The 25,173-nt window shown below is 70.8% G+C and carries 32 protein-coding genes and 1 pseudogene; 16 read left to right on the forward strand and 17 right to left on the reverse strand.

Features of this window, described 5'->3' with window-relative positions; all coding sequences use genetic code 11:
* Positions 1-252: 252 nt before the first annotated feature.
* Together MED01_RS21950 and MED01_RS21955 are read right to left on the reverse strand one after the other, a co-directional pair.
* Complete coding sequence (locus tag MED01_RS21950) at positions 253-669, reverse strand: CBS domain-containing protein (protein ID WP_238670439.1); 417 nt, start codon at positions 667-669, stop codon at positions 253-255.
* A gap of 73 nt (positions 670-742) precedes the next feature.
* A complete protein-coding gene (locus tag MED01_RS21955; RefSeq protein WP_238670440.1) occupies positions 743-1,426 on the reverse strand; it encodes a TMEM175 family protein in 684 nt (227 codons plus the stop codon).
* A 114-nt stretch (positions 1,427-1,540) separates the two neighbouring features.
* Between MED01_RS21955 and MED01_RS21960 the strand changes: the two genes are divergently transcribed.
* Positions 1,541-2,122, forward strand: coding sequence for a nucleotidyltransferase family protein (locus MED01_RS21960; RefSeq protein WP_238670441.1), 582 nt, complete (start codon positions 1,541-1,543; stop codon positions 2,120-2,122).
* A 15-nt stretch (positions 2,123-2,137) separates the two neighbouring features.
* On the opposite strand, the gene MED01_RS21965 is transcribed toward MED01_RS21960, so the two are convergent.
* The 4 genes from MED01_RS21965 to MED01_RS21980 form a co-directional block, all read right to left on the reverse strand.
* The gene (locus tag MED01_RS21965) at positions 2,138-2,578 is read right to left on the reverse strand and encodes a PPOX class F420-dependent oxidoreductase (protein ID WP_238670579.1); all 441 of its coding nucleotides are present in this window, start codon (positions 2,576-2,578) and stop codon (positions 2,138-2,140) included.
* A 156-nt stretch (positions 2,579-2,734) separates the two neighbouring features.
* The gene (locus MED01_RS21970; protein ID WP_238670442.1) at positions 2,735-3,760 is read right to left on the reverse strand and encodes an aspartate-semialdehyde dehydrogenase; all 1,026 of its coding nucleotides are present in this window, start codon (positions 3,758-3,760) and stop codon (positions 2,735-2,737) included.
* 206 nt (positions 3,761-3,966) lie between these two features.
* Positions 3,967-5,304: a M16 family metallopeptidase gene (locus MED01_RS21975; RefSeq protein ID WP_238670443.1), complete on the reverse strand. Its 1,338-nt coding sequence runs from the start codon at positions 5,302-5,304 to the stop codon at positions 3,967-3,969.
* Positions 5,301-6,590, reverse strand: a complete 1,290-nt coding sequence (locus MED01_RS21980; protein WP_238670444.1) for a M16 family metallopeptidase — start codon at positions 6,588-6,590, stop codon at positions 5,301-5,303. The genes MED01_RS21975 and MED01_RS21980 overlap by 4 nt, the downstream gene beginning before the upstream one ends.
* Positions 6,591-6,692: 102 nt before the next feature.
* Here MED01_RS21980 and MED01_RS21985 point away from each other — a divergent pair, with 102 nt between their 5' ends.
* The gene (locus tag MED01_RS21985) at positions 6,693-7,442 is read left to right on the forward strand and encodes a phosphodiesterase (protein ID WP_238670445.1); all 750 of its coding nucleotides are present in this window, start codon (positions 6,693-6,695) and stop codon (positions 7,440-7,442) included.
* On the opposite strand, the gene MED01_RS21990 is transcribed toward MED01_RS21985, so the two are convergent.
* Positions 7,409-7,627, reverse strand: coding sequence for a hypothetical protein (locus tag MED01_RS21990; RefSeq protein ID WP_238670446.1), 219 nt, complete (start codon positions 7,625-7,627; stop codon positions 7,409-7,411). The two genes, MED01_RS21985 and MED01_RS21990, sit on opposite strands and share 34 nt — an antisense overlap.
* A gap of 273 nt (positions 7,628-7,900) precedes the next feature.
* On the opposite strand from MED01_RS21990, the gene MED01_RS21995 reads away from it, so the two are divergent.
* The 5 genes from MED01_RS21995 (at position 7,901) to MED01_RS22015 (ending at position 11,440) form a co-directional block, all read left to right on the forward strand.
* Positions 7,901-8,995 (forward strand): 3-deoxy-7-phosphoheptulonate synthase, encoded by a 1,095-nt coding sequence (locus MED01_RS21995; RefSeq protein ID WP_238670447.1) that lies wholly within the window; start codon positions 7,901-7,903, stop codon positions 8,993-8,995.
* 290 nt (positions 8,996-9,285) lie between these two features.
* Entirely contained in the window at positions 9,286-10,137 is an 852-nt protein-coding gene (locus MED01_RS22000) for a helix-turn-helix domain-containing protein (RefSeq protein ID WP_238670580.1), read from the forward strand.
* Positions 10,138-10,240: 103 nt separating this feature from the next.
* Positions 10,241-10,924: an SDR family NAD(P)-dependent oxidoreductase gene (locus MED01_RS22005; protein ID WP_238670448.1), complete on the forward strand. Its 684-nt coding sequence runs from the start codon at positions 10,241-10,243 to the stop codon at positions 10,922-10,924.
* A gap of 73 nt (positions 10,925-10,997) precedes the next feature.
* Positions 10,998-11,222 carry a hypothetical protein gene (locus tag MED01_RS22010; protein ID WP_372493697.1) on the forward strand — a complete coding sequence of 75 codons (225 nt, stop codon included), beginning with the start codon at positions 10,998-11,000 and terminating at the stop codon, positions 11,220-11,222.
* A 23-nt stretch (positions 11,223-11,245) separates the two neighbouring features.
* Positions 11,246-11,440, forward strand: a complete 195-nt coding sequence (locus MED01_RS22015) for a hypothetical protein (protein WP_238670449.1) — start codon at positions 11,246-11,248, stop codon at positions 11,438-11,440.
* Between the two features lie 57 nt (positions 11,441-11,497).
* Here the strand turns inward: MED01_RS22015 and MED01_RS22020 are convergent, their stop codons facing one another.
* From MED01_RS22020 to MED01_RS22030, 3 genes are read right to left on the reverse strand one after another with little or no spacing between them, the layout of a single operon-like run.
* The gene (locus tag MED01_RS22020) at positions 11,498-12,037 is read right to left on the reverse strand and encodes a DUF1360 domain-containing protein (protein WP_238670450.1); all 540 of its coding nucleotides are present in this window, start codon (positions 12,035-12,037) and stop codon (positions 11,498-11,500) included.
* 55 nt (positions 12,038-12,092) lie between these two features.
* Positions 12,093-12,431 carry an SRPBCC family protein gene (locus tag MED01_RS22025; protein WP_238670451.1) on the reverse strand — a complete coding sequence of 113 codons (339 nt, stop codon included), beginning with the start codon at positions 12,429-12,431 and terminating at the stop codon, positions 12,093-12,095.
* Positions 12,431-12,772, reverse strand: a complete 342-nt coding sequence (locus MED01_RS22030) for a DUF6158 family protein (protein WP_372493702.1) — start codon at positions 12,770-12,772, stop codon at positions 12,431-12,433. Before MED01_RS22030 ends, MED01_RS22025 begins: the two co-directional genes overlap by 1 nt.
* A 131-nt stretch (positions 12,773-12,903) precedes the next feature.
* Here MED01_RS22030 and MED01_RS22035 point away from each other — a divergent pair, with 131 nt between their 5' ends.
* Together MED01_RS22035 and MED01_RS22040 are read left to right on the forward strand one after the other, a co-directional pair.
* Positions 12,904-13,326, forward strand: coding sequence for a hypothetical protein (locus MED01_RS22035; RefSeq protein WP_238670453.1), 423 nt, complete (start codon positions 12,904-12,906; stop codon positions 13,324-13,326).
* A gap of 25 nt (positions 13,327-13,351) precedes the next feature.
* Complete coding sequence (locus tag MED01_RS22040; protein WP_238670454.1) at positions 13,352-13,681, forward strand: DUF3817 domain-containing protein; 330 nt, start codon at positions 13,352-13,354, stop codon at positions 13,679-13,681.
* Positions 13,682-13,732: 51 nt separating this feature from the next.
* Here the strand turns inward: MED01_RS22040 and MED01_RS22045 are convergent, their stop codons facing one another.
* On the reverse strand, positions 13,733-14,254 hold the full coding sequence (locus MED01_RS22045) for a DUF6232 family protein (RefSeq protein WP_238670455.1): 522 nt from the start codon (positions 14,252-14,254) through the stop codon (positions 13,733-13,735).
* 501 nt (positions 14,255-14,755) lie between these two features.
* Here MED01_RS22045 and MED01_RS22050 point away from each other — a divergent pair.
* Positions 14,756-15,733 carry a C40 family peptidase gene (locus MED01_RS22050; RefSeq protein WP_238670456.1) on the forward strand — a complete coding sequence of 326 codons (978 nt, stop codon included), beginning with the start codon at positions 14,756-14,758 and terminating at the stop codon, positions 15,731-15,733.
* A 72-nt stretch (positions 15,734-15,805) separates the two neighbouring features.
* Here the strand turns inward: MED01_RS22050 and MED01_RS22055 are convergent, their stop codons facing one another.
* The 4 genes from MED01_RS22055 to MED01_RS22070 form a co-directional block, all read right to left on the reverse strand.
* Positions 15,806-16,795, reverse strand: coding sequence for a sigma-70 family RNA polymerase sigma factor (locus tag MED01_RS22055; protein WP_238670457.1), 990 nt, complete (start codon positions 16,793-16,795; stop codon positions 15,806-15,808).
* Between the two features lie 376 nt (positions 16,796-17,171).
* Positions 17,172-18,113 (reverse strand): N-acetylmuramic acid 6-phosphate etherase, encoded by a 942-nt coding sequence (gene murQ, locus MED01_RS22060; protein WP_210784546.1) that lies wholly within the window; start codon positions 18,111-18,113, stop codon positions 17,172-17,174.
* Positions 18,110-19,024, reverse strand: a complete 915-nt coding sequence (locus MED01_RS22065) for a MurR/RpiR family transcriptional regulator (protein WP_238670458.1) — start codon at positions 19,022-19,024, stop codon at positions 18,110-18,112. The genes murQ and MED01_RS22065 overlap by 4 nt, the downstream gene beginning before the upstream one ends.
* Before the next feature lie 75 nt (positions 19,025-19,099).
* Entirely contained in the window at positions 19,100-20,116 is a 1,017-nt protein-coding gene (locus MED01_RS22070) for an NAD-dependent epimerase/dehydratase family protein (protein ID WP_238670459.1), read from the reverse strand.
* A 157-nt stretch (positions 20,117-20,273) separates the two neighbouring features.
* Here MED01_RS22070 and MED01_RS22075 point away from each other — a divergent pair, with 157 nt between their 5' ends.
* Positions 20,274-20,966, forward strand: a complete 693-nt coding sequence (locus MED01_RS22075) for an SDR family NAD(P)-dependent oxidoreductase (protein WP_238670460.1) — start codon at positions 20,274-20,276, stop codon at positions 20,964-20,966.
* On the opposite strand, the gene MED01_RS22080 is transcribed toward MED01_RS22075, so the two are convergent.
* Positions 20,951-21,619 (reverse strand): dTMP kinase, encoded by a 669-nt coding sequence (locus MED01_RS22080; protein WP_274526082.1) that lies wholly within the window; start codon positions 21,617-21,619, stop codon positions 20,951-20,953. The two genes, MED01_RS22075 and MED01_RS22080, sit on opposite strands and share 16 nt — an antisense overlap.
* 179 nt (positions 21,620-21,798) lie before the next feature.
* Here MED01_RS22080 and MED01_RS22085 point away from each other — a divergent pair.
* The 5 genes and pseudogenes from MED01_RS22085 to MED01_RS22105 all read left to right on the forward strand — a co-directional run.
* Positions 21,799-22,386: pseudogene (locus MED01_RS22085) on the forward strand (nucleotidyltransferase); the annotation flags it as partial.
* Positions 22,383-22,658 carry a hypothetical protein gene (locus MED01_RS22090; protein WP_238670463.1) on the forward strand — a complete coding sequence of 92 codons (276 nt, stop codon included), beginning with the start codon at positions 22,383-22,385 and terminating at the stop codon, positions 22,656-22,658. The pseudogene MED01_RS22085 and the gene MED01_RS22090, both read left to right, overlap by 4 nt.
* 10 nt (positions 22,659-22,668) lie before the next feature.
* On the forward strand, positions 22,669-23,445 hold the full coding sequence (locus tag MED01_RS22095) for a metallophosphoesterase family protein (RefSeq protein WP_238670464.1): 777 nt from the start codon (positions 22,669-22,671) through the stop codon (positions 23,443-23,445).
* Complete coding sequence (locus tag MED01_RS22100) at positions 23,436-23,579, forward strand: GPGG-motif small membrane protein (protein ID WP_007464364.1); 144 nt, start codon at positions 23,436-23,438, stop codon at positions 23,577-23,579. Before MED01_RS22095 ends, MED01_RS22100 begins: the two co-directional genes overlap by 10 nt.
* 172 nt (positions 23,580-23,751) lie before the next feature.
* Entirely contained in the window at positions 23,752-24,246 is a 495-nt protein-coding gene (locus MED01_RS22105) for a TspO/MBR family protein (protein WP_238670465.1), read from the forward strand.
* Between the two features lie 52 nt (positions 24,247-24,298).
* On the opposite strand, the gene MED01_RS22110 is transcribed toward MED01_RS22105, so the two are convergent.
* Entirely contained in the window at positions 24,299-25,072 is a 774-nt protein-coding gene (locus MED01_RS22110) for a M23 family metallopeptidase (protein WP_238670466.1), read from the reverse strand.
* Positions 25,073-25,173: the final 101 nt, after the last annotated feature.

Consider the following 25,173-nt stretch of genomic DNA (forward strand, 5'->3'; position numbering starts at 1 on the left):
GCACGGGTCCCCGCCGCTCCCCCGCTCAACCTCGCCCAGTTCGGGTGACCCGTCACCCCTCCCAGCCCTCCGCCCGCCCTTTGCGCCGCCCCGCCCCGCTCCGCCCTGCCCTGCCCTGCGCCGGTGATCAAGAGCTTTGCGTCATCACTGTCGGCGTGTCCTGACGCGAATCTCTTGATCAGCGAGGGGGTGGGGACGCCACAGCGCCGGCCCTCCCGGAAGGGAGAGCCGGCGCGTGCCGCGGCGGACGGGTCAGTTGTTCGGGTCGTCGGCGCTGATGTCGGCCAGGACCGACTGCGGTTCGCGCTCGACCGCGAGGTCACCCATCGACACCAGGCCGATCAGGCGCCCGTCGTCGATCACCGGAAGTCGGCGTACGGCGTACGTCCGCATCAGGTCCGCGGCGGCCACGGCATCGTCGTACTGACTCACCGTGATCACGTCGCGAGTGGTGATCTGGCTCAACCGGGTCGAACCCGGGTCCATGTTCTCCGCGACACCGCGGACCGTGATGTCCCGGTCCGTGACGATGCCGACCACACTGTCGCCGTCGGTCACCACCACATCGCCGATCGCGCTGTCACGCATCTTCTGCGCGGCTGCGATGAGCGTGTCGTTGCCGTCCATCGTCACCAACCGGGTCGTCATGAACTCTCCGACCGTTGTCATGGTGCTCCCCTCTCGGTGTCGGCACGGCCCGTCTACCCGCCGCCCGGGAGCGGGTAACGCCGACGGCCCCGGCCTATCCGCGTGGGTGTCGCAGGCGTCGCAGTTCGTAGAGGCCGCTGCTGGTCAGGCTGTAGAACGCCGGCAGCAGCAGGAAGATCACCAACGCGAACAGCGGGCCGGTCAGGAATCCGACCAGGATCGCCAGCGCGTACCCCAGGAGACCGATCGCGGCCCGGGCCCGTTCGGCCGGGAAGAACCGCTGCGGCACCGTCTGGTCCAGCAGATCGTGGTGCCGGGCGAGGTAGTGGTACAGCCCCAGCCAGCTCACCGAGACCAGCACGCCGACCAGACCGTAGACGACCACGCCGGTGCGCTGGTCCGCCTTGTCGCCGTCCCGCATGGCCTGCGAGACGACCGAGGTGGCGAACGGCAGCAAAGCGGTGCTGAACAGCACTGCGAGGTTGTACCACTGGAGGGCCTTTCCGCTGTTCACCACCCGGTTGAAGGCGGCTCGGTGGTTCAGCCAACCCACCGCCACGTACACGTACGACGTGACATAGGCGAGGTACGCCGGCCACTGCTCGACCAGCGCGTGCAGAAGCTGACCGCGGCCGACCCGAGGCGGCTGGAGGTCGAGCACCAGCAGCGTGATGATGATGGCGAAGACCCCGTCGCTGAACGACAGCAGCCGGGAGGTTTCCCGCCGCAGGGTCGGGCCAGCGGGGCCCGTCCCTGCGCTGCTCGTGCCGGCTCCCATCGCCCACCCCCTCCCCGACGTCCCGCAACGGCGAAGTGCCGCGGTATACCCGTCGACGGGCGGCACACCCGCCCACCGGCGGCGCGCGTCGACTCCGCTGCCTACCGTGGGCGGATGATGACGGGCGAGGAGGAACTGCGGGAACTGGTCGCCGGCAACAATTGGCTGACCCGGGCGCTGACTGTGGTGCGTGACTCCGGGCTGCCGGACGCCTGGATCGGCGCGGGCGCACTGCGCGACCTGGTCTGGGGCGAGCGGTACGGCGACGGGTTCGACCCGGCGCGGGTCCGCGACGTGGACGTGGTCTTCTTCGACCCGGCGAGGCTGAGCCGCGTCGACGACGACCGGGCCACCGCCCGGCTGGCGGGGCTGTGGCCACAACCGCCGTGGCAGGCGCGCAACCAGGCGGCGGTGCACACCTGGTACGCGGCCACGTTCGGCGGCGACCCGATCGAGCCGTACCGGAGCGTGGCCGAAGCGGTCGCCACCTGGCCGGAGTACGCGACGGCGGTGGCCGTCCGGCTGGACCCCGCCGGTCGGCTCAAGGTCTGCGCCCCGTACGGCCTGACGGATCTGCTGGGTGGGGTGTGGCGGCACAACCCGGCCCGGGTGGACGTGGCCCGGTCGCGGCAGCGGTTGGCCCGGCACCGGCCGGCGCAGCGTTGGCAGGGCGTGACAGTGATCGAGCCGGGCTGACCGGCTGCGAGCGGGTCAGCCCCGAGGCGGCATGCCGTAGAGCCGCTCGACGTGCAGGCGTAGCACGATGCGTCCCTCGTCGACCATGGCCTGGCGGTACTCGTCCCAGTCGGGGTGTTCGCCGCTCAGCCCCCGGTAGAGCGCCACCAACTCCTCGACTGTCTCGTCGCCGAGTTCGGTGGCCGGCGGGGACAGTTCGGCGCGACCCTCGACCACCGCGTACGCCCACCCGTCCGCACTGCCGACGTGGAAGCTGGCACGCGGGTCGCGGCGCAGGTTGGCGGTCTTGGCGCGGCCGTCGGTGACCGAGACCCGGATCAGGCCCGCGTTCCGGTCGAAGGAGTAGAGCACGGTGGACAGCTGCGGACGCCCGTCCCGCTTGATGGTGGCGAGCACGCCCATCGAGCGGCCGGCCACCAGATCGGTCAACGCCTGCTGGGTGCGGTCATCCGGCATGGTGTCCTCCAGGTTGGACGATCGTCTCCGACCCATCCAAGCACGACCTGCCGGCCGCCGCGGGCGACCACCCGGAACAGCAGGGCGACCACCTGGAACGCCACCGAGCCCGCACCGACGGACGGCGCGGGCTCGGTGGTCGGGTGACCGTGCCGGTCAGCGGCGCTCGGCGGCGACCAACTCGGCGAGTTGCACCGCGTTCAACGCGGCGCCCTTGCGCAGGTTGTCGTTGGAGCAGAACAGCGCCAGCCCGTACTCGACGGTCTCGTCGGCGCGGATCCGGCCCACATAGGTCGGGTCCTGGCCGGCGGCCTGCAACGGCGTCGGAACGTCGGTCAGTGCCACACCGGGTGCGTCGGCCAGCAGCTCGTGGGCGCGCTGCGGGGTGAGCGGCCCGGCGAACCGGGCGTTGATCTGGAGCGAGTGCCCGGTGAAGACCGGCACCCGGACACAGGTGCCGGAGACCTTCAGGTCGGGGATCTCCAGGATCTTGCGGCTCTCGTTGCGGAGCTTCTGCTCCTCGTCGGTCTCGAACGAGCCGTCGTCGACTATCGAACCGGCCAGCGGGAGGACGTTGAAGGCGATCGGCTGGGTGAACGAGCGGGGCGCGGGGAACTCGACTGCCGACCCGTCGAAGGCCAGCCCGGCGGCGTGCTCGGCCACCTTGCGGACCTGCTCGTCCAGCTCGGCGACGCCGGCCAACCCAGCGCCGGAGACCGCCTGGTAGGTGGAGACGACCAGGCCGACCAGGCCCGCCTCGGCGTGCAACGGACGCAGTACCGGCATCGCGGCCATCGTGGTGCAGTTCGGGTTGGCGATGATGCCCTTGGGCCGGTCCAGTGCGGCGTGCGGGTTGACCTCGGCGACCACCAGCGGCACCTGCGGGTCCATCCGGAACGCCGACGAGTTGTCGATCACCACGGCGCCGGCAGCGGCGACCCGGGGCGCCAACTCGCGAGCGGTGCCCTTACCGGCCGAGAAGAGCACGATGTCCAGCTCGGAATAGTCAGCGGTCGCGGCGTCCTCGACGGTCACCTCGCCGTCGCGCCACGGCAGCGTGCGTCCGGCGGACCGCGCCGAGGCGAACAACCGCACCTGCTCCGCTGGGAACTCCCGCTCCGCCAGCACCTGCCGCATCACGCCACCGACCTGGCCGGTGGCCCCCACAATGCCGATCCTCATGCCCGCGAGGCTACCGACCCCACCGCCGAAACCGGGACCCCTTTCCCACCCTCCGGGTCCCACCTCACACCCCACCCCCGCACCCCTTCCTCCCGTTGATCATGAAGTTATTGCCACGACACGCCGTGCCGAGTGACAACAACTTCATGATCGACGGCGCGAGGGGGTGGGGGGCGCGAGAGGGCGAGGGGTGGGGTGGGGTGGGGTTAGGGGAGGAGATCTCCTAGGGCGGTGGCCTCCAGGTCGGCGCGGATCACTGCGGCGTCGCCCTCGATGACCAGTGTGAGAGCTTCCGGGTGCAGGTGGGTGGCTGCCGCCGCGGAGACCTGGTCCACGTCGGCGGAGAGCAGCGACTCGCGCAACCGCGCGTGGTAGTCGTCCGGCAGGTCGTGCACCACCAGGGTGGTCAGCGCGGAGGCGATCGCCCGAGGGCTCTGCAACTCGACCGAGAGCTGCCCGGCCCGCCAGGAGCGGGCCACCTCCAGCTCGTCCTCGGTCACCCCGGTGGCCTGGGTACGGGTGATCTCGCCCACCGCCTCGACCAGAGCCGGCGCGGTGACCGCCGTCTGCACTCCGGAACTGACCGCGAACCGACCGAACCGCCGCGACGCGGCGAAGTCGCCCCGGATGCCGTAGGTGTAGCCGTGCACCTCCCGCAGCAGGTGGTTGAGTCGGGAGGTGAACGCCCCACCGAGCACCGTGCCGGCGAGCGTCATCGGCACGTGGTCGGGGTGCGCCCGGTGTGGTGACGGGTGGCCCAGCCGCAGCGTGGACTGCACCGAGCCGGGCCGGTCCACCAGGATGATCCGGCGACCGCTGTGCAGCGGCACCTCGATCGGGCCGCCCCGCTCGGCGGGGCCACCACCGGTGCCGGCGAACGCCGCGGCGGCCAGCGCGTCAAGGTCGATCCGGTCCAGGTCACCGGCGACGATGAGGGTGCCGGGGCGCAGGAACCACTCCGAGTGGAAGACCGTGACGTCCTCCACGTCCAACCCGGCTACCGACTCCGGGTCGCCGTGCATCGGGCGTCCCCAGCGGTTCTGCGCGCCGAACAGGTCGGCGCGCAGCGCGGCGTCGGCGCGCGGGCCGGGGTTGGCCCAATCCATCCGGAGCGCTGTCGCCTCGTCGTCGCGTACCCGGCGTACGTCGGCGCTGTCGAGCCTGGGCGTCCGGACCGCCTCGGCGAGCAGTTCCACTGCCGCGCTCAGCCGGTCCACCGGGATCACCACGCTGGCCTGGAACGAGTCCCAGTCCAGACCGGTCGACAGAGCGGTGCCGAGCCCTTCGACGGCGAGCGCGTACGCGGCGGCGTCCCGCTGCGCGGTCCCCTCCTCCAACGCCTTGGCCAGCACGCCGGACAGACCTTCCTTGCCGACCGGCTCCTGGCCCGCGCCCACGTCGAGCAGCAGCAGGGCCACGGCGAGGTTCTGCCCCGGCAGGTGTGCGGCGACGACCTGACCACCGGCTGCGGTGCGGCGGACCACCGGCGGGAACCGGTACGGGCGGGCGGCACCCGGGCCGGGACGGTCGGCGATCAGCGTCATGAGGTCTCCTCGGGCAGGTAGGTCAGGGTCACCCGGTCGGTGGCGAGCACGTCGGCGGCGGCCTCGGCGATCTGCTCGGCGGTGACCGCGAGCAGGGCCGGCAACTGCTCGGCGATGCGGGCCGGGTCACCGAACTGCGTGGTGTACCGGCCGAGCAGGTCCGCGCGGCCGTCGACGGTGGACAGCTGACGCCACCACCCGGTGCTGAGCAACGCCTTGGCCCGGTCCAGCTCGGCGGCGGTGACCGGCACGGTGGCCAGCTCGTCGACGACCTCGGCCAGCCCTTCGGCCAGCCGCTCGGCGCTCACCCCGGGGCGGGCGGTGGCGGTGGCGATCAGCGGTGCCGGGGCGTGTGCGAGGTCCACCCCGTACGCCCCGACCAGGTCCGGTTGCGCGATCCGCTCGCCGTCGGCGAGGCGCTGGTAGAGCCGGCTGCCCCGGCCGCTGCCCAGGATGGTGGCGAGCACGGTGATCACGTTGTATCCCGGGCTGCCGAACGGGTAGCTGCGGTGGGCGATGTAGACCCGTGGCGCCGGCACGTCGGCGCTCACCGACTCGACGGCCGTCTGCCCGGTGGCGGGGACGTTGCGGCCGTCCGGTGCCGGCGGGATGTCGTCGCGGGCGGGCAGCGCGCCGAAGTACTTGTCCGCGAGCGCGAACACGTCGGAGGCGGTGGCGTCGCCGACCACTGTGAGCACCGCGTTGTTCGGCGCGTAGTAGGTCCGGTGGAACGCCTGGAAGGTGGCCAGGTCGGCGGCGTTCAGGTCGGCCATCGAGCCGATCGTCGCGTGGTGGTAGGGGTGCCCCGGCGGGTAGAGCAGCGGCAGCAACCGCAGCCACGCGTCGCCGTACGGCACGTTCTCGTAGCGCTGCCGGCGCTCGTTCTTCACCACGTCCCGCTGGTTGTCCAGCGTCTCCTGGGTGAGGGCGGGGACCAGGCCGCCCATCCGGTCGGCCTCCAACCAGAGCGCCAGCTCCAGGTGCTCGGCCGGGACCGTCTCGAAATAGTTGGTCCGGTCCGGGTTGGTGGTGGCGTTGAGCGAGCCGCCGGAGCCCTGAATCAGCTTCATGTGCTCGGTCTTCGCCACGTTCACCGAGCCCTCGAACATCAGGTGCTCGAAGAGGTGGGCGAAACCGGTCTGCCCGGCCGGCTCATGCCGGGAGCCGACGTCGTACCAGAGGTTGACGGCCACGGCGGGCGCGATGCGATCCTCACTCACCACCACGCGCAGGCCGTTGTCCAGTCGGGACGTCTGAATGGGCCAGGGGTAACCGCTGTCGGGCATGCCCCGACGCTATCCGATCTCGGAGGCGGAAAGGTGACGTGCCGTCGGTCGGCGAGCCGACCCGGGCGGCATCGGAGCCGCCGCGCGGGGTACCGGAGAGCAATGACCGTCACCCCGCCTCCGTCCCGGTCCGCCGGCCGGGTCGCCACCGCCGTCGAACGCGCCAGCTCCGCACTCGGCCGGCTGCGCCGTGGCCGACTGCTGCATCCGGCCGGTCGCTCGTTCGTCGGCGAGACGGTGATCTGGGGTACGCCCGGACCGCCCAGCGGGGTCGCTCTGCTGGACCAGCCCGGCCGGTACCGGACCACCGTCCGGCTCTCCAAGGGAACGCCCACACCGGGCAGTTGGCCCGACGTCCTGGGCCTCGCGCTGCGCCTGCACCACGACGACGGCCGGCCGTTCGACCTGCTGGTCAGCTCCAGCGGCGCAGCCCCGGGGCTGCGGAACCTGCCGCTGCCCAGACGCCGCTTCACCGGCACGTACAGCACGATCACGTGTTACCGCGCGGGTCGGCGCCGCCTCTGGCTGGCCGCGCTGGCCGACCCCGACTCGGTCGACCTCGGTCGCAGCCTGGCCACGGCGGTCGCCGCGACCCGGACGGACACTCCGCGCCTGGTGCTCGCTGTCGCGTCGGCGGTGGGGCCGTGGCGACTGGTCGGGCAGGTCAGCCTCGGTGCCCAGCTCAGCGCCGAGGAGGACGCGGCGCTCGCGTTCGACCCGGTGCGCAACCTGCCACCCGAACTGCGGGTGGCAGGTCCGCTGGCCTGGCTGCGCGACCAGACCTACCGGGGGTCACGCCGGGCACGCGGGGCGACCGCTCAGTCAGGCGGTTCGACAGCCACCACTGTCTGATCCGAGGTACGACGCTCCAGCACCGTGTCCGGTGCGGCGTTCTGGTCCGCAGCACGGATGTCCGACTCGGCGAGGATGGCCTCCGCCTGCGCCTCCGGGTCGTCGCTGCCCACCGCCTCCTCCTCGGGCAGGAGGTGGTGCGCGCGGGACTCCACCCGGTCCTGATCGCTCTGCTCGTGTGTCATGGCACCCCTGTTACCCCGACCGCGCCCCCGGCACGCGATCTTCGCCCCGCATCTTGGGACGACGGGACGGGTGACCGCGTCCGGTCGGGTACGCTGGCCCGGTGACGCGTTCCTATCGATGGTTTAGGCAGCCGGCTCGCACGCCGGTGACTTCACCATGAACTGACGTCACCACGGACCGAGCCGGCTGGGCAGGAGCTGTCGTTCCTGCCCTTTTGCGTACGAGCAGCCGGCTCGTCCCGGGCACCGGCCCCGGGCACTGTCGGCGGAAGGATGCCCACCGTGACGACCCCGGAGACCGATCGGGTCAGCGATCAGCGGATCGACCGTGTCGTGCCGCTGACCACGCCCGCCCTGCTGCACCACGAGTTGCCCCTGGACGCCCCGCTCGCGTCGGCCGTGTTGACCGGCCGCCGCGCTGTCGGTCGCGTGCTGGACCGCGAGGACGACCGCCTGCTGGTGGTGGTCGGTCCCTGCTCGGTGCATGACCCGGCCGCCGCCCTGGACTACGCGCAGCGTCTTCGGACGGCAGCCGACCGGCTCGCCGACGACCTGCTGATCGTCATGCGGGTCTACTTCGAGAAGCCACGCTCCACCGTCGGTTGGAAGGGTCTGATCAACGATCCCGGCCTGGACGGCAGCGGGGACGTCAACACCGGTCTGCGGCTGGCCCGGGCGCTGCTGCTCGACGTGCTCCGCCTCGGCCTGCCGGTGGGTTGCGAATTCCTGGACCCGATCACCCCGCAGTACATCGCGGACACGGTGGCCTGGGGCGCGATCGGTGCCCGCACGGTGGAGAGCCAGGTGCACCGCCAGCTCGCCTCCGGGCTGTCCATGCCGATCGGCATGAAGAACCGCCCGGACGGCAGCATCGGCACGGCAGTGGACGCGATCCGCGCCGCCGGGGTGCCACACGTCTTCCCCGGCATCGACTTCTCCGGCACCCCGGCGATCATGCACACCCGGGGTAACACCGACGGGCACCTCGTGTTGCGCGGTGGGGGTGGCCGACCCAACTACGACGCCGAGTCGGTCGCCGGGGCACTCGACCTGCTCCGCGCCGCCGACCTGCCGGAACGGCTGGTGATCGACGCCAGTCACGCCAACAGCGGCAAGGACCACCGCAACCAGCCACTGGTCGCCGCGGACGTGGCCGCCCAACTGGCCGCCGGCCAGCGTGGGATCACCGGCGTGATGCTGGAGTCGTTCCTGCTGCCCGGTCGGCAGGAGCTCGACCCGACCCGGGAGCTGGAGTACGGCCGGTCGGTCACCGACGCCTGCCTGGGCTGGGACGACACCGCCGATGTGCTCGACCACCTCGCGTCGGCCGTGCGGGCCCGTCGGGCCACCCTCCCGACGACTGTGTGACAGCCGACACCACCACCCGCGGAACACGAGCGGGGGTCGGCTCGTTGACTGGGGTGTCGGTGTGTCCAGTGTCCCCGGGCCTCACCTAAATAGCCTTCGCGGAATACCGTCCGGCTGGAGCCGCGTAGTGCCACTCGCCGAGAGGCGACCTGCACACCGACACCAGCGCCGCCCCCGACTCACGAGGCCGGGGGCGGCGCTGTCCGTAGGCGGGCCACCAGCGGGACCGGGGGTGCGACAGGACCCCCGCTAACCGTTCTGCCCGGTCATACGATCGATGTGTGGGTGATATGTCAAACGAGCTTGGCGCTTTTCTGAGTGCTCGCCGGGCACTGGTGACACCGGAGCAGGCCGGCATTCCGCATGGGGGTGTACGACGCGTGCCGGGCTTGCGGCGCGAGGAGGTCGCCATGCTCGCGGGCCTGAGCGCGGACTACTACCTGCGCTTGGAACGGGGCCGTGACCGCAATCCGTCCGTGCAGGTGCTCGAGTCCATCGCACGCGTTCTGCAGCTCGACGAGGAGCACCTTGCCTATCTGCTGACGCTGGTCTCGGATTCCGCCCGAAAGCGCAGACGTCGATCCCGCAGGGAAACGGTTCCGCCGGGTGCGCTCAAGCTCCTGGGCTCCCTCGTTCAGCCCGCTTTCATCGAGGGCCGGTATTTCGACATCCTGGCCTCGAACAGTCTCGCCCAGGCGCTCTCGCCAGGCCTTGTCACGGGGGGCAACCAGCTCAGGGACCTGTTCCTGAACCCCGCCGAGCAGGCGCTGCATCCGGAATGGGAAAACATCACTGAGTGCTTCGTGGCGAACCTGCGACAGGCGGTGGGCACCGACATCGACGACCCCCGGTTCATCGAGCTCACCGGAGAGCTCTCATTGGCGAGCGACAGGTTCCGCCAGCTCTGGGCACGCCACGAGGTACGCGGACAGCGCGGTACGCCGATCCGGTTCAATCACCCGCAGGTCGGGGAGCTGACCCTCAATCGTGAACGGCTGAGCATCGGCGGAGCGGATGGCCTGATGCTCGTCGTCTACCACGCCGACGCCGGGTCCGGTGACGCCGAGAAGTTGAGTCTCCTTGCCTCCGCCGGTCTACCCGCCGGCCGCGAGCCACGACCGGTCCAGCCCTCCCGGACCTGAAATGTGCCGGTGGCAAGTTGCGGGCGATCAGAGGGGGTCCTGTCAGACCCCGGTCTGAAGAGGGCTCCGGGTACGCCGACCTGCCGTGGTTAGCGTTCGGAACATGACCGTCACACTGATCACCGGGGCCAACAAGGGCATTGGCTTCGAGACCGCCAGACAGCTTCTGGCGTTGGGGCACGAGGTCTACATCGGCGCGCGGGATGTCGAGCGGGGTGAGAAAGCCGCGGCCGCGCTCGGGTCGCGGTTCGTCCAACTCGATGTGACAAACGATGCCTCTGTGCGCAGCGCGTTGGCGACGATCGACTCGGCCGAGGGCCGACTCGACGTCCTCGTGCACAACGCCGGCATCCTGGAGACCGACCTCGACGGGCCAGCGGCCCTGCGCTCGTTCGACACGAACGCGGTAGGGATCGTGCGCGTCACGGAGGCGGCGCTGCCCCTGCTCCGCAGGTCGTCCAATCCCACAGTCGTCACCGTTTCGAGCAGCGCCGGATCGTTCTGGGCGGTGACCAATCCCGAGCGGCCCGAGTTCGGTCTGCCGCTCGCGCTGTATTCGGCGTCCAAGTCCGCGGCCACCATGCTGACCGTGCAGTACGCGAAATCCCAGCCGGGCATCAAGTTCAACGCTCTCGAACCAGGCCCCACCGCCACCGACATGACCGCCGCCTTCGGTATCGGGCGGCCGGTGGAGGAGAGCGCCCGCCAGGTGGTGCGCCTGGCGACACTGGGCCCGAGCGGACCGACGGGGACCTTCCAGGACGAGGCAGGGGAACTGCCCTGGTGAGCAGGCGGCACCGTGGGTGCGTGGGCCGACAGGCGTGACGTTTGACCGATTCCGCGCCGGGTAGCTGATCGACGTGACCGACGACGCATCCATGACCGGCGAGCCGGACACCCGGGCCCTCGACGATCTGCTCGACGGCATCTTCAGGGCGCAGGAGCGGGTCGAGCAGGCAGAGATCTACCGCCAGGCGGTGGCTGCCGAACTCCCGCCGGAGCTGCTCGCCCGCATCAACGCGCTCCCCGAGGGTGAGTACGCGGTCGACGAGGTAAGCGACCTGCTGGGCGGTTCGGTCGGCTGAGCGACCGCAGAAGGGACACCGACATGACCAACCACGAGGACCACGACGAGAAGGTGCCGGCGCTGGGTCAGCCCCCGAAGGGCAGGGACACCACACCCGAGCCGGACTTCGCCAACGAGCACGACCGCACGGCGGTGGATCGGGACATCATCACCGGGGCGGACGAGGACGAACGGGAGCCGGAGTCGCCGCACGGTTGGTCCGGCATGCAACGTTGAGGCGTACACGAAAGGGGGGCCGGTGTCTGCCGGCCCCCCCCTTTCGCGTCCTGCTCGTCAGTCGTCCTGGTGCCCGCCCTCGGCGGCCTGCTGCGCCGTCGCGTAGGCCATCTGGAGGAAGTCGGACGCGGCGACCGCCGTCAGCGCGGTCGCGACCAGGCGGGTGAGCCGGGGCGCGAGCACCAGGCCACCGGTCAGCCCGGTAGCCACCCAGACCGCCAGGCAGAACGGGCAGCTCAGCAGCTCGCCGATGGCGTGCCGGGTGGGGCTGCCCGAGTCGCGGACCTGCTCCATCACCTCGCCGCTGCCGATCGGACGGTCGTAGCGGGTGAACGGCGCCCGCAACGGGCTGGTCACCGCGTCCTTGGACAGCAGCCGGCTCAGCTTGTGCGTGGCGATGGAGAGCAGCACCACGTCGGACGCCGCGGGACGCTCCGGCACCGGTCGGCCGGTCGCCTTGACCAGGCCGGCGAGAGCCCCGGTCACCCCGGCGTAGGCGCCCATCGCCACCAGGTAGCCGCCGAGCGGCCGGTGCTCGTGCGGCGCGTACGCCCGGCGCAGCCGGGCCGCCTTGTGTCGCAGGCCAGTGTCGCTCACCCGATCTCCTCACGTGTGTCGTGGTGGTGTGGGAACGGCGTCCCGGGCGGCCGGCTCAGCCGGCCTGGAGGTTGTCGGCGACCTCGCGTGCCAGGTTGGTGAGCGCCTCGTCGGCCAGCTGGTCCGGGCCGGGCCCGCCGGACCCGTCGGCCAGGTCCAGCTGGATCCGGGCGCCACCGGAATCGGCCGGCTCCACCCGAATCTCGGCGGACCAGTCGTCGGCGTCGACGTCGCCCCAGCGGGCACGCAGCTCCTCGCCGCTGATCTCCGCGGCGGGGCTGCCGTCGCCGCGCAGTGGCTCCGGCAGCCAGGCCGAGGCACGGTTGGGGTCGGTGGCAGTGCTGAAGACCACCTCGGGTGGCGCGGACATACCGCGCACGGCGCGCGCCGGCATCACGCGTCCCGCAGGCGGCTGGGGTCGACCTCGCGACCTGGGTGTCGGGCCAGGTACTCGGTCTCCAGCTCCGCCGTTCGCCGGAGGTGGTTAGCGAGTGCGGAGTCCGCCGCGTGCCGCAGGGTGTCCAGGCGGGTTCGGTGCAGGCTGTGCATCTCGCGGATCAGGTCCTCGTCGGTCAGCTCCGTCGGGTCGATGCCGAGCAATTCGCCGTCGAGGCCGGGAGCGCCGGCCGGGTCGTCGAGCTGATCGCCGCCCCACTCCGGCACCCGCTGCTCCGGGCTCATATCCGCACTGCCGCTGGACGCAAAGCCGTCCTCACGTACCGATCCGGTCATGATCGCCCCCCTTGATCTCGTTTGGGCTGGCGTCTAGACGATTGCCCAGGCGCGGTGATGCCAAACCAAGCCGTCGGAGCGACGACTACGACACGGTGTCGGAGACCGGTAACGTCCCCGGTACCCTCAATGTCATGAGGCGGCTCTGGACCCCGGCGTGGATCGCGCGCCACGTGGCCATGGTCGTGCTGGTCGTGGGCTTCCTGGGGCTGGGCTGGTGGCAGATCAGCCGGGCCGCCGCCGGCAACAGCCTGAGCTGGGGGTACGCGGTCGAGTGGCCGATCTTCGCCGGCTTCGTGGTCTACGTCTGGTGGCGTGAGGTGAAGCTGGCCCGCCGCAAGGCGGTGGAGGCCGATGCTCCGCCTGCGGATCCGGCCGTCGAGCCGGCGCCGGCGGTCACCACCGGGTCCCGACCGGCGGTACGCCGCCCGGTGCGGGTGTCCCGGGTGCCGGCCGGCGGCGATGTCGTCGAGGACACCGACCTGGCCGCCTACAACCACTACCTGTCATGGTTGAACGCCAATCCGGGCGCCCGGCCCGGTGACTATCCCGGCTGAGCCGGGCTCGGAAGGACGGACGAAGGTGGGCGCTGCCCTTACCCGGTACCGCGTGATCGCCTGGATCGTGGGCGTGGTGCTGATCCTGCTGGTCGTGATCGGCATGCCGCTGAAGTACGCGTTCGACAACCCGGTCGTCGTGGAGACGATCGGGCCGGCGCACGGCTTCCTCTACATGATCTACCTGGTGGCCGCGTTCGACCTGAGCCGCCGAGCTGACTGGCCGCTGAAGCGGATGCTGCTGGTGATGCTGGCCGGCACGGTGCCGTTCGTCTCGTTCTACGCCGAGCGCCGGGTCAGCGCCTGGGTGGCCGCCCCGCAGGAGGAACGGGCTCCGGAGCCGGTCGCCGGCTGAGCTTGCTGAACGGCCGGTGGGCAGGCACGGCTCCGGCCCACCGCCAGCGGGTCATCGGTTGGGCCGCCACGGGTCCGCTTCGGCGAGCGGGTCTACCCAACTGCCGTAGCGGTTGACCTCCCGGGCCCGCAGCAGCGACCGGGTGACCTGGCCGAACTGCCGTTCGTCATCGGCGCTGAACAGCAGCACCTCCGAGCCTTGGTACCACCCCCACAGTTCGTGCGGCGGCGGGCGCCAGCGATCGCCGACCACTGCGAGAGCGGCCGGGAGCAGGAACACGGCGCCGAGGATCAGGTACGCCCCTGCGGTGAGGCGGTGCAGACCGCCGGTGAAGCCGAGGAGCACCCCCACGCCGCCGAGCATGCTGGCGGTGATCACCACGGCCCGGACGGCGATCCGGTCGTGCGGGCCCCGGGTGGTACGCAGATGGGTCAGGTCGGCGACCCGGTAACTGTTCCGACCGACGGTGAACCGGTCGACGGTCACGATGATGCCGGGCCGCGCGTACAGCAGTGTCGACCGGGCGCCCGGCACCGTTCGCGGCGGTCGCGTCTTTGCGCCTTCACGATTCACGGTTCCTCCCGAAGGGGACGGTTGGCCGAGTGGCCCCGCTGGCGACAGTCATCGCTGCCTGTCGACGGGATTCCCGGCTCCGGACTTCATTGTGTTGCGGCGTCGCCAGTCGACCTGGGCATTTACCGGGTAGAGACAGCTCGCCACGACCGGGTGACATCGCCGAGAAACAGCATCCATTTCAGCTTTTATCGGTTATGGCGACCAGGGATACCACGGCATACGCCCGGAACGACGAAAGTCGTATATCCGTCAGTACGCCGCGAAAAGGGCGATGTTCCTTCGTTCCCAGGCGTCATCAGCCACGATGGCGACACCCAGCCCAGGGGTCCGACGCGCAACTCTCCCAACTTTCGCCACTGCTTCAACTGCGAGCGACATCCGTCCCGGGTTAGGTTGGGCGAGCCGGTCCGGCCCAGTGCCGTCCGCCCGGATGGCCCCGGCCGGTGTCGTCGAGGGCGTCAGCAGCCCCGGCGGCCGTGGGAGAGGGGCCTTCCGCTCTTGTCATCCCTGAGAAATCTGCTGCGCACAGTGGCGCTGGTCGGCATGTCGGCCGCGCTGATCGCCCCGACGGCGGTGGCCCAGGCCGAGCCGTCCCCCGCCGACCTGACCCGCCGGATCGAGACGTCCTCGGCCGAGTTGGAGCGGGTCGTCGAGTCGTACAACAAGTTGCGTGAGGAGATCAAGACAAACGAGGCCGCAGTGGCCCGATTACAGACCCGCATCGGCCCGCTCGAACAGCAGGTCGAGCAGAGCCGGGCAGACGTGGCGGAGCTCGCCTCAACCGCGTACAAGACCGGCGGCCTGCGCACCGCGGACGCCCTGCTGCGCCCCGGCGGCTCGGCCGCGCTGCTGGATCGGCTCGGCACGATCGAGCAGTTGACCCGCCAGCGGCAGGAGCGCATCTCCGGCTTCACTGCCGACCAGCAGCGGCTGCTCGACGAGAAGGCCCGCCTGGGCGCGACCTTGACCCGGCAGGCCGCACAGGCTCGTCAGCTCGCCGCGGGTAAGAAGCAGATCGAGCAGGACCTGGCCAAGCTGTACGAGCTGCGCCGGCAGGCGTACGGGGCCGCCACCGAGCGACCCGAGCCCAAGGCGGCGACGACCGAGGCCAAGAACGTGCCCGCCGTGTCCGGTGCCGCCGGCACTGCTGTGCGTTACGCGTTCGGCGCGATCGGCAAGCCGTACGTCTGGGCGGCCGACGGGCCGAACGGCTACGACTGTTCCGGCCTGACCTCGGCCGCCTGGCGGGCGGCCGGGAAGTCCCTGCCGCACAACACCCGGATGCAGTGGAGCGCTGTCGCCCACATCGGGCGGGGCGAGCTACGCCCCGGCGACCTGGTCTTCTACAGCGGGCTCGGGCACGTCGCCCTCTACGTGGGCGACGGTCAGGTGATCGACGCGCCCAGCGCCGGTCGCAACGTGCTCAAGCGTGGCATGAACATGATGTCCATCCAGGGTTACGGCCGGGTGCGCTGACCACTGTCGAAAACGGCGAACGGCCGGCGTCCCCCTATCGGACGCCGGCCGTTCGCCGTCATTACTACCAGGTCAGGCCGCTTGCAGCCCCTCCGCCCGAGCCAGCTCGCGGAGCCGGCCGAGGGCCTGGATCTCCAGCTGCCGGATCCGCTCGCGGGACAGCGAGAAGCGGGACGCGACCTCGGTGAGCGAGTGCTCCCGGCCGTCCTCCAGCCCGTAGCGGGCCCGCATGATGCCGGCGGACCGGTCGTCGAGGTGGTTGAGCAGCCCTTCGATGCGCTGCCGCTCCAGGCCGCTGAGGACGATGTCCTCCGGCGACGGCGCGTCACTGTCGGCAACCAGGTCGCCAAGGCTGGTGTCGCCATCGTCACCAACCGGGGTGTCCAGCGAGACGGTGTCCTGCGACCAGCGGCGCAGCTCGTTCACCCGCTCGACGGTGACGCCGAGGGCGGTGGCGATCTGCTCCGGCTCCGGGTCGCTGCCCAACTCACGGGTCAGCTGCCGGGCCACGTTACGCATCCGGTTGACGTCCTCCACCAGGTGCACCGGCAGACGGACGGTGCGTTCCTGCTGGGCGATCGCCCGGCTGATCGCCTGCCGAATCCACCAGGTGGCGTAGGTGGAGAACTTGTAGCCGCGCTCGTAGTCGAACTTCTCGACCGCCCGGACGAGGCCGGTGTTGCCCTCCTGGATCAGGTCCAGCATGGGCATCCCCGAGCGCACGTAACGCCGGGCGATCGACACGACCAGTCGGAGGTTCGCGCGGATGAAGAGGTCCTTCGCGCGCTCCCCCTCGACGACCAGCCACTCCAGGTCGGCCCGGTCGACACCGGCGGGAACGGCTTCCTCACCGAGCAGGTGCTCGGCGTAGAGGCCGGCCTCGATCGCCTTGGAGAGCTCTACCTCCCGGGCGGCGTCCAGCAGTGGCGTCCGGGAGATCTCGTGCAGGTAGACGCCCACCAGGTCGCGTTCCTCGGCGACCTGATCGGTTCGCATGCCGATGTTCTTGTCCACGTTGCCCACGGTCCCCTCGCTCGCGCCGGTTGCCCGGTTCCTTGCCATTCCCCACACCTGTCAGCCCCTGGTAACTTCTGCTGTGCCCATCGGTGCTGACACCTACACAACAGATGAGACGTGTCGGGGATTCCTCGTCGTGAGTCGAAAGTGTCACGAATGCCTGAGTAGTAGCTGAGAGCACGGTCCATGTTTGCTGTCAGCACCCCATCGGGTGGCTCGCCACGGGCACCACGTACGGGTTACCGCACCATGGCAACACCGCCCGCCGCGGGGGCACAGCGACCCGGGTCACCACCGCGATGCGATCCTGGTCACTGCCAGATACGCACCGGTGAACCGGTCGGTTCATTCACGGGGGTGTTATTACCCCCCGGCCAGATGAACAATCCGAGGGCCCGTTCGCTTCCCGGTGTGGGTGGCGCTAGGAGGCGAGCAGGGCGAGGGCGCCGCGCACCTGGTCGGCCGAGCGTGCCAGCGCGGCCCGGGCAGCGTCGATCTCAGCGCCCGAGACGAGGGCGACGAGCGCCGTCTTCAGGTCCCCGTCGGCCTCGGTGAGGGCCTGCCGGGAAAGCTCTTCCGAGCAGCCGGTGGCCTCGACCAGAATCGAGATCATTCGTCCGCGGAGTTTCGCGTTGGTGGCCACCATATCGATCATGAGGTTCGAGTAGACCCGACCCAGGCGCACCATGACGGCTGTTGAAAACGTGTTGAGCACCAATTTCTGCGCTGTGCCCGCCTTCATCCGGGTCGACCCGGTGACCACCTCGGGTCCGGTGTCCACCCCGATGAACACGTCGACCGACCGGGCGGCCTCCGCCTCCGGATTGGCGCAGAGCAGCACTGTCGAGGCGCCCTTGGCGCGGGCCGCGGCAAGCGCCCCGAGGACGTACGGGGTGCGTCCGCTGGCCGCCAGACCGACCACCAGGTCCCCGGCCCGTACACAACTGGCCGCTTCGACCGCGCCGCCCCGGTCGTCGTCCTCGGCGTCCTCGACGGCCCGCCACATGGCGTCCGGGCCGCCCGCCAGGTGCGCGCAGAACCAGTGTCGGGGCGAGTTGAAGGTGGGGGCCAGTTCGGCGGCGTCGAGCACGCCCAGTCGGCCGGAGGTGCCGGCCCCGAAGTAGTGCACCCGGTGACCGCCGCGTAGCGCCGCGACCGCCAGGTCGACGGTGGTGGCGATCTCGTCGAGCACCGCGGCGACCGCAGCGGGCACCCGTCGGTCCGCCTCGTTGATCACGGTGAGCACGTCCCGGGTCGACATCAGGTCGAGGTCGACGCTGAGCGGATTACGTCGTTCGGTGGGGGCACCCACCCGGACCGTGGGGCGAGCGGGCCGTGCGGGCATCTCCGCACCGGCCGTCATGCCCGCCTCCGGTTGGCACCCACCCGGTGCGACTGGACCGCCTCGGCGGTCGCCTCCAGGGCCTTGCGGGCCCTGGCCCGGTTGCGGGCGGCCACCCCGACGAAGAGGCAGTCGACCACTGTGAGCTGAGCCAGCCGGCTGGCCGTCGCGCCGGAGCGGTAGGTGGTCTCCCGGGCCGCCGTGGTCAACACGAAGTCCGCCACGTCGGTGATCGGCGAGCGCGGGAAGTTGGTCAGCGCCACTGTCGCGGCACCGCGGGTACGGGCCTGCTCCAGCACCTCGATCACGTCGGAGGTGGTGCCGGTGTGCGAGATGCCGATCGCGACGTCTCCCCGCCCCAGCAGGGCAGCCGACGTCAGCGCGGTGTGCACGTCCGGGAAGTAGAAGGCGATCCGGCCGATGCGGTGCAGCTTCTGCTGGAAGTCCGAGGCGACGAACCCGCTGGCGCCGGCGCCGTAGATGTCGATCCGAGCGGCACCGCTGATCGCCTCGACCACCTGCTCGCAGACGGCGGGGTCGAGTTGCTCGGCGGTCTCCTCGACGGCGCGGGCGTCGTTGAACGCGATGGTGGCGATGATCTGGGCGAGGTCGGCACCGGGCGGGATGTCACCGCCGACCACTCGGGCGTCCGGTGGCTCGATCCGGCGGGCGGCCTCGGCGGCGAGGCGGATGCGCAGTTGGGGGTAACCGTCCATGCCCACGGAACGGCAGAACCGGATGACTGTCGCCTCGGATGTCTCGGCTGCGGTGGCGAGATCGGTGATTGTCCGCCGGGCGGCGGCCGCCGGGTCGGACACGACCAGCCGGGCGACCCGCTGCTCGGCGGGCGACAGCGATGGCAACAGCCCGCTGATGTGGACGATCAGCCCACCGGGCTCGTGACTCGCAGAAATCTTCGGACTCTTCGCCACGGATGAAACTTACTTTCAGCAGGCGTGAGCGTCAACTATGACTGTCCGAGGTGGGGGAAACTTCGATCGCCGGGATCACCGGTCCCGTACAGCCTGCCACTTCCCCAGGATCGCCGCCTCCTCCGCCGGGTCGAGTCCACCCTGCCGGACGGCCGCCGGGTGCGCGGCCATCCACGACGCGGTCGCCCGAACGGTATCGGCCAGCGGACGGACCGTCAGACCGGCCTCCAGTGCCGGTCGGACGTCCCGGTCCATCAGGCCGGCGGTCTCCGGCAACCGAACCCAGAGCGGCAGCGCCCGCTCCCCCGACCACTCGCGTACGTCTTGGGACAGCAGGAACTCCTGGTCGACCCAGGTGAGGGCCGGATCGGCGACACCCAGCCCGGCGGCCACCCCGGCCAACAGCTCGGCCCGCGACATCGCCGGTGCGGTGCCGTCGTACGTGCCGCCGAGGCGGGTGCCGGCGGCGTGCAACAGCCAACGCGCCAGATCGGCGACGTCCACGAACTGCACCCGATCGGTCGGGTGCCCGGGGGCCAGCACCTCGCCACCGGCTGACAGCCGCCGCACCCAGTACGGGAAACGGTCGCTCGGATCCTCCGCGCCGACGATCAGCCCCGCCCGGCAGATGAACGAACGGTCCACGCCCACCCGCTCCCGGACCAGTTCCTCGATGCTCACCTTGCACTCGCCGTACCAGTTGTGGTCCGGGCCGACCGGACCGTCCACGTCCGCCGGGGCCGGCGGCAGGATCGGCGCGTCCGCGGCGGTCTGGCCCGGGGTGGCGTGGTCCGCGTACACCGAGATCGTCGACACGAACGACCAGTGGCCGATGTGGTCGGCGAGCGCGGCGAGCGCGTGCCGGGCGTGGCTGATCTGGCGGGTCACGTCGACCACCGCGTCGAAGCCCTCGGCGGCGAGCGGGACGAGTGACTCGGGATCGTCGCGGTCGGCCGCCACGAACCGTGCCCCGGGCGGCACCGCGCCGGACACGCCACGGGCCGCGCAGGTCACCTCGTGACCCTGTTCGACGGCGAGCCGTGCCGTCGCCCGGCCGAGGAACTGGGTGCCACCGAGAATGAGGATCCGCATCCGCCGATCCTGCGCCCCCAAGCTCCTGACAATCCAACCAATCTGCCCACGGCAGACCGTGATCATGAAGCTGTCGCCATGCAGATCGGCGTGTCACTGCGACAACTTCATGATCGACGGAAGGGGTCGAAGGGGGTGGGGCACTAGCGTGGGGCCCATGGGAGAGCGCAGCGTGTTGGTGACCGGGGGTTCCGGCGGGCTCGGCGGGGCGGTCGTCGCCGCGTTCGTCGAGGCGGGCTGGCGGGTGGTCGTACCGGAGCGGAAAGCCCGGCCCGGGTCGGAGCCGGCGGCGGCCGGACTGGTCCGGGTGGTCGCGGACCTTGGCGAGCCGGCGGGCGCGGCGCAGGCGGTCGAGGCCGCGGCCGGCGAACCGGCGGCGCCGCTGCGCGCTGTGGTCAACCTCGTCGGGGGGTACGCCAGCGGCGGGTTGGTGCACGAGACCCCGGTCGAGGAGTTCGAGCGGATGCTCACCGTCAACCTGCGGCCGACTTTTCTGGTCACCCAGGCCGCGCTCCCGCACCTGGTGGCGTCCGGCGGCGGCGCGGTGGTGTGCGTCTCGGCCCGCGCGGCGGTCACCCCGTTCCGCGGCGCGGCGGGCTACTCGACGGCCAAGGCTGCGGTGCTGGCCTTCGCCAACGCTGTCGCTGTGGAGTACCGGTCGCAGCACGTGCGCTGCAACACGGTGCTGCCCAGCGTCATCGACACCCCGGCGAACCGGGCCGCGCAGCCCGACGCCGACCATTCCCGCTGGGTCACCCCGGCCGAGATCGCGCCGGTGATCCGGTTCCTCGCGTCGGCCGACTCCGCCCCGACCAGTGGCGCCACAGTGCCGGTCTACGGGCGGGCCTGAGCCACCACCGGGCCGAGGTCCTCGTCGCCCGAGGCGGATGGCGGTAGCCAGGTTTCCAGGTGCGCCTGAATCTGCTCGGTCACCTCCTCGGCCGGGCGGCCCGCGTCCACAAGCACGAAGCTGGGGTACTCGGGCAGTGCCCGGTAGGCGGTGTCGGCGGCGGTCAGCCACCCCATCGTCTCGTGGTCGGTGCCGCGTTCCTCGATGCGCCGGTACGCCTCAGCCGGGTCGACGGCGAGCAGGAAGGTCACCTGCGGTGTCGGGAACAGCCGGTAGCCGGCCCGGGCGAGCCGCTCCCAGCGCTGCCCGCCGTGCGCCCTGATGCTCGCGTACTGGCAGGCCGAGTAGCGGTCCATCACCGCCGTCCGACCGGTGAGCAGACAACTGATCAGGGCGATGGCGATGGCCAGCCAGCGCAGCACCGACTCCACGGCCAGCACGCCGTCGCGACCGACGAGCCGTTGCGCGTCCGGCCGACCGAGGCGTTGGGCGAGCCGGCCGAGCCAGCGGCGGCCACTGGCGTTGCGGCGGTAGGTGGCGGGGCGTCCGGCGGCGGTCAGCGCGTCGGCCAGCCGGTGCGCCTGCGTGGTCTTGCCCGAACCGTCGATCCCGATCAGGGCGACGGTGCGCAATCGGGCCTTGCGTCGTCGCATCCCCGATGATCTGGCCACTCTCCACAGGTTATCCGACCTACGCACGTGGTCCGCGAGGTTTGTGGTGCTTCATCCCTGTTGACGCCCTACCGAGACCCCAGCAGGTGTGGACGAACGGAATGCCGGGTACCGGAGTCTGAAATCCAACCGCCGGTCCACCAACACGACGACGGAGGAACCAGATGGCTGAGCGCGGAGACGAGAGTCTGGTGCACACCCTCAAGAAGGTCGCCGCCGTGCTCAAGCAGTCCGAGATTCCGTTCGCCCTGGGCGGCAGCTTCGCGGTCTACGCCCACGGGGGCCACTCCAGCGATCACGACGTCGACTTCCTGATCCGGGAGGCCGACGTGGAAGCGGCACTGGAGGCCCTGGTGGCCGCCGGCTTCGTCGCCGAGCGTCCACCGGAGGACTGGCTGGTGAAGGTCTTCGACGACGGCCGGATGGTGGATTTGATCCACCGGCCGATCGAGACGCCGGTGACCGAGGAGACGTTCGCCGACACTGTCATCCGACCGGTGGACGCGATTCACATGCCGGTGCTGTCCGCGACCCAGCTGATGGTGCACAAACTGCTCAGCTTCTCCCAGCACTACTGCGACTTCGCCCGCGGTCTGCCGCTGGCCCGCTCGCTGCGCGAGCAGATCGACTGGGAACGGGTACGCAAGGAGACGCAGCACTCGCCGTACGCCGAGGCGTTCCTGGTGCTGCTGGACCGGCTGGAGGTGGTGCCGGACGCCGGCACCCAGCCAGGAGAGGGGACATCGTGACCCACCATCGCGACATCGACGCCGGGCCACCTGACGAGTACGTCGAGGCGGAGATCCAACGGTTGCTGGTCGAGGACCCCGCCGTCGCCGAACAGGGGATCACAGTGGTTCGACGGGAACGCGCCCTCGTGCTCCACGGCGAGGTGGAGAGTCCGCACCGGCGGGAGGAGATCCTGCGTCGGGTGTCCGAGCGCTTCCCGGACGTGCCGATCACCAGCGACATCGGGGTGATCCGCACCCAAGCGCCCACGGAGATCGAGCAACTGCCCTGAGGGAGGTTCCATGGTGATCCGGATTGCCGCTGTGGGCGACGTGCATCTGGACGAGGACGTGGTCGGCCGATTCCGGCCGGCGCTGGAGGAGCTGCCGGAGTGCGCCGATGTGCTGCTGCTGGCCGGCGACCTGACCCGGCACGGCACCGAGGCCGAGGCGCGCTGCGTGGCAGAAGAGTTCGGTGGGTTGGCCGTACCTGTGGTGACGGTGCTGGGCAACCACGACCACCAGTGCGACCAGGTGCCACAGGTGGTCAAGGTGCTGGAGGACGCGGGCATCACGGTGCTGGAGGGCAACGGCGTCGTGCTGGACTGCGCTGGTGGCCGGCTCGGCATCGCCGGCGCCAAGGGCTTCGGCGGCGGGTTCGCCGGGCGGTGCGCCAGTGACTTCGGCGAGCCGGAGATGAAGGCCTTCGTGCGGACCACCACCGATAGCGCGGACCGTCTCGGTGCGGCGCTGCGCTCACTGGACTGCGACATGCTCGTCGCGCTCACCCACTACTCGCCGGTGCCGGACACACTGGTCGGCGAGCCGTTGGAGATCTACCCCTTCCTCGGGTCGTACCAGCTGGGGCAGGCGATCGACTCGGCGCCCACGGCGCTGGCAGTGCACGGGCACGCGCACGCCGGCACCGAGCGCGGCACGACCCCCGGCGGGGTACGCGTCCGCAACGTCGCGCACCCGGTGATCAAGCAGGCGTACAGCGTCTTTCACGTTGGCGATCAACTCGACACCGATCAGGTTTCCACGCTCGGCCAGTCGGGTATTCAGAGGTCATGGAGCTGATTCTCTGGATTCTCGCAGTCGTACTCGTGGTCGCCGGCATCCTCGCGCTGTTCCGCCGGCAGATCCTGTGGGGCATCGTCCTCATCGTCGTCGGGCTGTTGGTCGGCCCGGGTGGTGTCAGCATCTTCAATTAGCGCTCACACGCTCAACACCGGGACCCGCCGGGGTCGCCGCGACCGAAGCTTCGTCCTCCCGACAGAAGCATCGGTCGCGGCGATCCCGGCGCTTTTTCGTGGCTGGCCGGTCTGGTGAACCGCCCTCCCGCCCGGCGGTTTGAGCCGACCCCAGCGGGGAAATATCTCGACGATGGAGACATCTCAGGACGCGCCGGCGACCTCCGGCCGGCGAGCGTGGTGGGCCCTCGCCGGTTTCGCGGCGGCGGTCTTCGTCGCGGCCGCGACCGGCGGGCTGGGAGTGCAGGGCACCACCGAGGAGTACGCGAACCTGCGGCAGCCCGGCTGGGCCCCGCCCTCGTGGCTCTTCGGCCCGGTCTGGTCGCTGCTCTACGCACTGATCGCGGTGGCCGGCTGGCTGGTGTGGCGCCGGGTCGGCTTCTCCCCCGCCCTCTGGGCGTGGACCGCCCAACTGGTGCTCAACGCGATCTGGACCCCGCTGTTCTTCGGCGCGGGGCTGTACGGGCTGGCGTTCGCGGAGATCGTGCTGATGTGGCTGGCGATCGGCCTGACCGTGCTGCTGTTCGCCCGGGTGTCCCGGGTGGCGACGGCGCTGCTGCTGCCGTACTGGGCCTGGGTCACCTTCGCCGCCGCGTTGAACCTGTCGATCTGGCGGCTGAACGCCTGACCCGTCGGTTCCCCGACGGCGGCGACCGCCGGGGACCGTGGCCGTTGCCGGATCAGCAGCGGGGGACGTTCGGGATGTAGCCGTCGTGGCCGGTGTAGACGTACGCGTCGGCGATGAAGCGTCCGGAGCCGATCCGGTCCCAGATCGAGCTGGTTCCGTACGTGCCGGTGACAGTGGTGCCGCTGGTCTGGCAGGCGATGGTCACCCGGGTGCCGTCGGCGACGGTGCCCACCGAGGCGTACCCGGTGCCGGGGCCGGAGCGGACGGTCAGCGGCGTGCCGCTGGTGTCGACGGTGCCGTTACCGCTGCCCGAGGAGCACCCGTTGCCGCTGGTGTAGCTCTTGGTGCCCCAGTACAGCGCGAGGCTGCCGTTGAAGCGGACCTGGATGTCGGCGCCGTTGAGGCGCTGCTCGTAGTGCAGGTGTGGGCCGGTCGATCCCCCGGTGCTGCCGACCCAGCCGATCACCTTGCCGTACCCGACCGTCTGCCCGACCGAGACGTTGAAGCCGCTGAGGTGCGCGTAGTAGGTGCTGTAACCGCCCCCGTGGTTGATTCGGACGTACTTGCCGTAACTGGTACCGCCGAGGTCGGTGACGCGGTCGACGGTGCCGGGGGCGCTGGCGACCACCGGGTCGCCGGCATCGTCGGTGCGGTTGAAGTCGACCGCGTACGCCGGGCTGTGGTCCGACCGGGTCTGCCCGGACCAGGACTGCCCGCACGGGAACGGCACCCTGAAGGTCGGCGCGGCCAGCGCGGGAGTCGCCGGCGTCAGTGCTCCCCCGACCAAGAGACCCGTCACCAGCAGGCTGATCCACCGCTTTCGCATACAGCTCCTCCTATGTCGAAAACCTTCGATCCGTGGGGGCTAGCCTGACAGATATCGTCAATCTTCGAAAGAGTCCGCAGCGTGCCCCGCCACCACGCCCA

This window comes from Micromonospora alfalfae (assembly GCF_022230925.1).
GTDB lineage: Bacteria > Actinomycetota > Actinomycetes > Mycobacteriales > Micromonosporaceae > Micromonospora > Micromonospora alfalfae.